The organism is Bifidobacterium sp. ESL0745 (genome assembly GCF_029433335.1).
In the GTDB taxonomy this organism is placed as follows: domain Bacteria; phylum Actinomycetota; class Actinomycetes; order Actinomycetales; family Bifidobacteriaceae; genus Bifidobacterium.
In genome coordinates this window covers 1-5,612 of the sequence record NZ_JAQTHX010000005.1, presented here as the reverse complement: position 1 = coordinate 5,612, position 5,612 = coordinate 1, and the positions used below count along the sequence as shown (strand labels likewise).

Genomic DNA, 5,612 nt, shown 5'->3' with positions numbered 1-5,612 from the left:
TTGGTGTGGTGGTGGTTTGAGAACTCAAGAGTGTGTCTGTACTACTTTTTATTTGTAAAGCTTTTTTTGATTGCCAGTTCGGCGCGTGCCTCGTTTCGGGGTGCCCTGGGGGGGCTTAATTCGTGTCGAGGTTTTTAGTGTGGACCATTCCCCCTTATGGAATGGTTCCGTCAATTATTATGTGGAGCCTTTGATGAGGCTCTCTGCAATGTTTTTTGTGGAGGGTTCGATTCTGGCTCAGGATGAACGCTGGCGGCGTGCTTAACACATGCAAGTCGAACGGGATCCATGGTGCTTGCACCGTGGTGAGAGTGGCGAACGGGAGAGTAATGCGTGACCAACCTGCCCCATGTTCCGGAATAGCTCCTGGAAACGGGTGGTAATGCCGGGTGTTCCGCGTGATCGCATGTGATCGCGGGAAAGGGTTACCGACATGGGATGGGGTCGCGTCCTATCAGCTTGTTGGCGGGGCAACGGCCCACCAAGGCGTTGACGGGTAGCCGGCCTGAGAGGGCGACCGGCCTCATTGGGACTGAGATACGGCCCAGACTCCTACGGGAGGCAGCAGTGGGGAATATTGCACAATGGGGGGAACCCTGATGCAGCGACGCCGCGTGCGGGATGAAGGCCTTCGGGTTGTAAACCGCTTTTGTTGGGGAGCAAGCGAGAGTGAGTGTACCCTTCGAATAAGCACCGGCTAACTACGTGCCAGCAGCCGCGGTAATACGTAGGGTGCAAGCGTTATCCGGATTTATTGGGCGTAAAGAGCTCGTAGGCGGTTCGTCGCGTCTGGTGTGAAAGCCCATCGCTTAACGATGGGTCTGCGCCGGATACGGGCGGGCTTGAGTGCAGTAGGGGAGACTGGAATTCCCGGTGTAACGGTGGAATGTGTAGATATCGGGAAGAACACCAATGGCGAAGGCAGGTCTCTGGGCTGTTACTGACGCTGAGGAGCGAAAGCGTGGGGAGCGAACAGGATTAGATACCCTGGTAGTCCACGCCGTAAACGGTGGATGCTGGATGTGGGGCCCATTCCACGGGTTCCGCGTCGGAGCTAACGCGTTAAGCATCCCGCCTGGGGAGTACGGCCGCAAGGCTAAAACTCAAAGAAATTGACGGGGGCCCGCACAAGCGGCGGAGCATGCGGATTAATTCGATGCAACGCGAAGAACCTTACCTGGGCTTGACATGTTCCGGATCGCCCCAGAGATGGGGCTTCCCTTCGGGGCCGGTTCACAGGTGGTGCATGGTCGTCGTCAGCTCGTGTCGTGAGATGTTGGGTTAAGTCCCGCAACGAGCGCAACCCTCGCCTTGTGTTGCCAGCACGTTATGGTGGGAACTCACAAGGGACCGCCGGGGTCAACTCGGAGGAAGGTGGGGATGACGTCAGATCATCATGCCCCTTACGTCCAGGGCTTCACGCATGCTACAATGGCCGGTACAACGGGATGCGACGCGGTGACGCGGAGCGGATCCCTGAAAACCGGTCTCAGTTCGGATTGGAGTCTGCAACCCGACTCCATGAAGGCGGAGTCGCTAGTAATCGCGGATCAGCAACGCCGCGGTGAATGCGTTCCCGGGCCTTGTACACACCGCCCGTCAAGTCATGAAAGTGGGCAGCACCCGAAGCCGGTGTCCGAACCCCTTGTGGGGCGGAGCCGTCTAAGGTGAGGCTCGTGATTGGGACTAAGTCGTAACAAGGTAGCCGTACCGGAAGGTGCGGCTGGATCACCTCCTTTCTACGGAGAATTCAGGATGCCGTTGGGCATCCGGTGTCGGGCCTGCCGGGGATGTTCCCTGGTGTGGTCCTGCTGGTGTGGAAAAGATCGGAAAGATACAACTTTACACATACATTGTGGTGTGGGCATGCTTTTGGGCTCCCGGATCGCCACCCCCGTTTTGGCGGGTGCGATTCCGATGCCCCTCGCTGAGGGCCTTCCCGGATGGGACGGCCGGACGCGTCGGTGCGTGGTGGCTTGAGAACTGGATAGTGGACGCGAGCAAGATTTTGATCTTGCTTTGTTAGATGCAATTTTTTCAGACCGGTCTCCGATTCTTTTGAATCTGGGGATTTGGTCGATCGTTTTGTGATCATTTTAGTGTGATGATGTGTTGTCCAGAGTTTTTCGCAGAAGGTCCTTGCGGCATGCAGCCTGTATGGGTGTGTGTTGCTGGTAAGGGCGTATGGTGGATGCCTTGGCAGACAGTACCGATGAAGGACGTGTGGGGCCGCGATAGGCCTCGGGGAGCCGCCGACAGGGCTTTGATCCGAGGATTTCCGAATGGGGGGACCCGCCGGCCGTATGGGCCGGCACCGCCTTGTGCGGGGGGTACGCAGGGAAGTGAAACATCTCAGTACCTGCAGGAAAGGATATTCCGTGAGTAGTGGCGAGCGAAAGCGGATCAGGCCAAACCGGCCGCGTGTGATAGCCTCCAGGCGTTGCGCGGCGGGTGTTGTGGGGCCTGGTGCCCGGATGCTGGAGCGTCCGGCGGAAGTCATAAAGCGGCGTGCTAGGCGAACGGGATTGAATTCCCGGCCGTAGAGGGTGATGGCCCCGTAGCCGGTCGCGCGCTGCCTTCCGATCCAGGTTCCCAAGTAGCACGGGACTCGTGGAATCCCGTGTGAATCGGCCCCGACCGTGGGGTAAGCCTAGATATACCTGTCTGACCGATAGCGAACGAGTACCGTGAGGGAAAGGTGAAAAGCACCCCGGGAGGGGAATGAAACAGTTTCTGAAACCGTGCGCCTACGAACCGTCGGAGCCCCCTTGTGGGGTGACGGCGTGCCTATCGAAAAATGAGTCTGCGAGTCAGTGGCAAGTGGCGAGGCTAACCCGTCGTGGGGGAGCCGTAGCGAAGGCGAGTCTCAAAAGGCGTTTGAGTCGCTTGTCCTGGACCCGAAGCGGGATGATCTAGCCCTGAGCAGGTTGAAGCGCGGGTAAGACCGCGTGGAGGACCGGACCCACCTAGGTTGAAAACTGGGGGGATGACTTGGGGCTAGGGGTGAAAGGCCAATCAAATTCCGTGATAGCTGGTTCTCTCCGAAATGCATTTAGGTGCAGCGTCGTGTGGTTCGCCCGGGGGGTAGAGCTACTGGATGCCTGAGGGCGCGTGTCGCGTACCGACGGCAACCAAACTCCGAATACCCGTGGCGGTAGAGCGCGGCAGTGAGTCGGCGGGGGATAAGCTCCGTCGTCGAAAGGGAAACAGCCCAGATCGTCGTCTAAGGTCCCGAAGCGCGTGCTAAGTGGGAAAGGATGTGGAGTCGCATAGACAGCCAGGAGGTTGGCTCAGAAGCAGCCACCCTTGAAAGAGTGCGTAACAGCTCACTGGTCTAGTGGTTCCGCGCCGACAATGTAGCGGGGCTCAAGCACGCCACCGAAGACGCGGCAGCGTACGTTTCGTATGCTGGGTAGGAGAGCGTCCCGTACGGGGTGAAGCGGCAGCGCAAGCTCGCCGTGGACCGTGCGGGAGCGAGAATGCAGACATGAGTAGCGAGAGACGGGTGAGGATCCCGTCCGCTGGATGACCAAGGGTTCCGGGGCCACGTTCATCGTCCCCGGGTGAGTCGGGTCCTAAGGCGAGGCCGACAGGCGTAGTCGAATGGACGAACGGGTCGATATTCCCGTACCGGCGCAGGACCGTCCGGGCCGAAAGTCGGGTACTAACCTCCCGCCTTGCGGATGCCGCCCTTCGGGGTGGCTGATGCTTGGCGGTTGGGACAGACCTTCCGGTAGGCCAGCGCAGGAGTGACGCAATGGAAGAGCCGGCCGCGGCGGTGGTAGTCCGTGGCCAAGCGTGCAGCCGGTATCCCAGGCAAATCCGGGGTGCATACACGGTGAGGCGCGATGGTGGGGCCCGTTGGGGCCGAACCCGGTGGTTTCCGTTGCCGAGAAAAGCTTCGGCGCGAGGTGCTGCGGCGCCCGTACCGCAAACCGACACAGGTGGTCAGGTAGAGAATACCAAAGCGATCGAGCGAATCCTGGTCAAGGAACTCGGCAAATCACTCCCGTGCCTTCGGTATAAGGGAGACCCCCTGGGGTGAACCGCCTTGCGCGGGGAGCCCTGGGGGGTGGCACAGACCAGGGGGTAGCGACTGTTTACCAAAAACACAGGTGCATGCGAAGGCGCAAGCCGCTGTATATGCACTGACGCCTGCCCGGTGCCGGAAGGTTAAGAGGATCCGTCATCCCGCCTCGCGCGGGGGCAGCGGTGAATTCAAGCCCCGGTAAACGGCGGTGGTAACTATAACCATCCTAAGGTAGCGAAATTCCTTGTCGGGTAAGTTCCGACCTGCACGAATGGCGTAACGACTTCCCCACTGTCTCGACCAGGAGCTCGGCGAAATTGCAGTACGAGTAAAGATGCTCGTTAAGCGCAGAAGGACGAAAAGACCCCGGGACCTTTACTATACCTTGGTATTGTCATTAGGTGGAAACTGTGTAGCATAGGCGGGAGGCTTCGAAGCGGTGGCGCCAGCCATCGTGGAGCCGCAAGGTGAAATACCGCTCTGTTCCCATTTGATGTCTAACCTCGACACGTGATCCGTGTCAGGGACAGTGCCTGGCGGGTAGTTTAACTGGGGCGGTTGCCTCCCAAAGGATAACGGAGGCGCTCAAAGGTCCGCTCAGCCCGGTTGGCAATCGGGTGTCGAGTGCAATCGCACAAGCGGGCTTGACTGTGAGACTGACGGGTCGAGCAGGGACGAAAGTCGGAGATAGTGATCCGGTGCCGGCGCACGGGCGCGGCATCGCTCAACGGATAAAAGGTACCCCGGGGATAACAGGCTGATCATTCCCAAGAGTCCATATCGACGGGATGGTTTGGCACCTCGATGTCGGCTCGTCGCATCCTGGGGCTGTAGCAGGTCCCAAGGGTTCGGCCGTTCGCCGATTAAAGCGGCACGCGAGCTGGGTTCAGAACGTCGTGAGACAGTTTGGTCTCTATCCTCTGCGCTCGTTGGAATATTGAGGAGACCTGCCCATAGTACGAGAGGACCTGGGTGGACGAACCTCTGGTATGCCGGTTGTCGCGCCAGTGGCACGGCCGGTTGGCTACGTTCGGAAGGGATAACCGCTGAAAGCATCTAAGCGGGAAGCCTGCTCCGAGATCAGTATTCCTTGGGACTTCGAGTCCCTGTAGGCCCCAGGCGAGAACACCTGGTTGATAGGCCGGACGTGGAAGCCCCGCGAGGGGCGGAGCCGACCGGTACTAACGGCCGAAAGGCAATCACATTTCCCGACTTTGTCGGGGACGTGGGGGCATCCTCTGCGATAAACATCAGACAGCATTAGCATTTGGTGTTCACACTACGATTCATCGCATCCGACACGCGTCCGCTTTCCGGTTCCCTGGCCGCCACTATCCCGCAGCCCACGGGTTGCGTACAATTTAAGATTTGCGGCGGCCATAGCCCAGGGGAGACGCCCGGTCCCATTCCGAACCCGGAAGCTAAGGCCTGGCACGGCGATGGTACTGCACCCGACAGGGTGTGGGAGAGTAGCCCGCCGCCGCATCACACTTCACGAGGGGGAGACGCCGCAAGGCGCCTCCCCCTCCCGCATGCCCGGAACCCCGGCCGGACCCCCACGGACCGCCCGGACCCCGGGGCC

The 5,612-nt window shown here is 59.7% G+C and carries 3 rRNA genes; all 3 read left to right on the top strand.

Going from position 1 to position 5,612, the window contains the following annotated elements:
- The first annotated feature begins 214 nt into the window (after positions 1–214).
- Positions 215–1,739, top strand: a 16S ribosomal RNA gene (locus PT275_RS09115).
- A gap of 425 nt (positions 1,740–2,164) precedes the next feature.
- Positions 2,165–5,236: ribosomal RNA gene (locus tag PT275_RS09110) — 23S ribosomal RNA — on the top strand.
- Positions 5,237–5,399: 163 nt separating this feature from the next.
- Positions 5,400–5,516, top strand: a 5S ribosomal RNA gene (gene rrf / locus PT275_RS09105).
- The 16S, 23S and 5S rRNA genes sit together here, the layout of an rRNA operon.
- Positions 5,517–5,612: the final 96 nt, after the last annotated feature.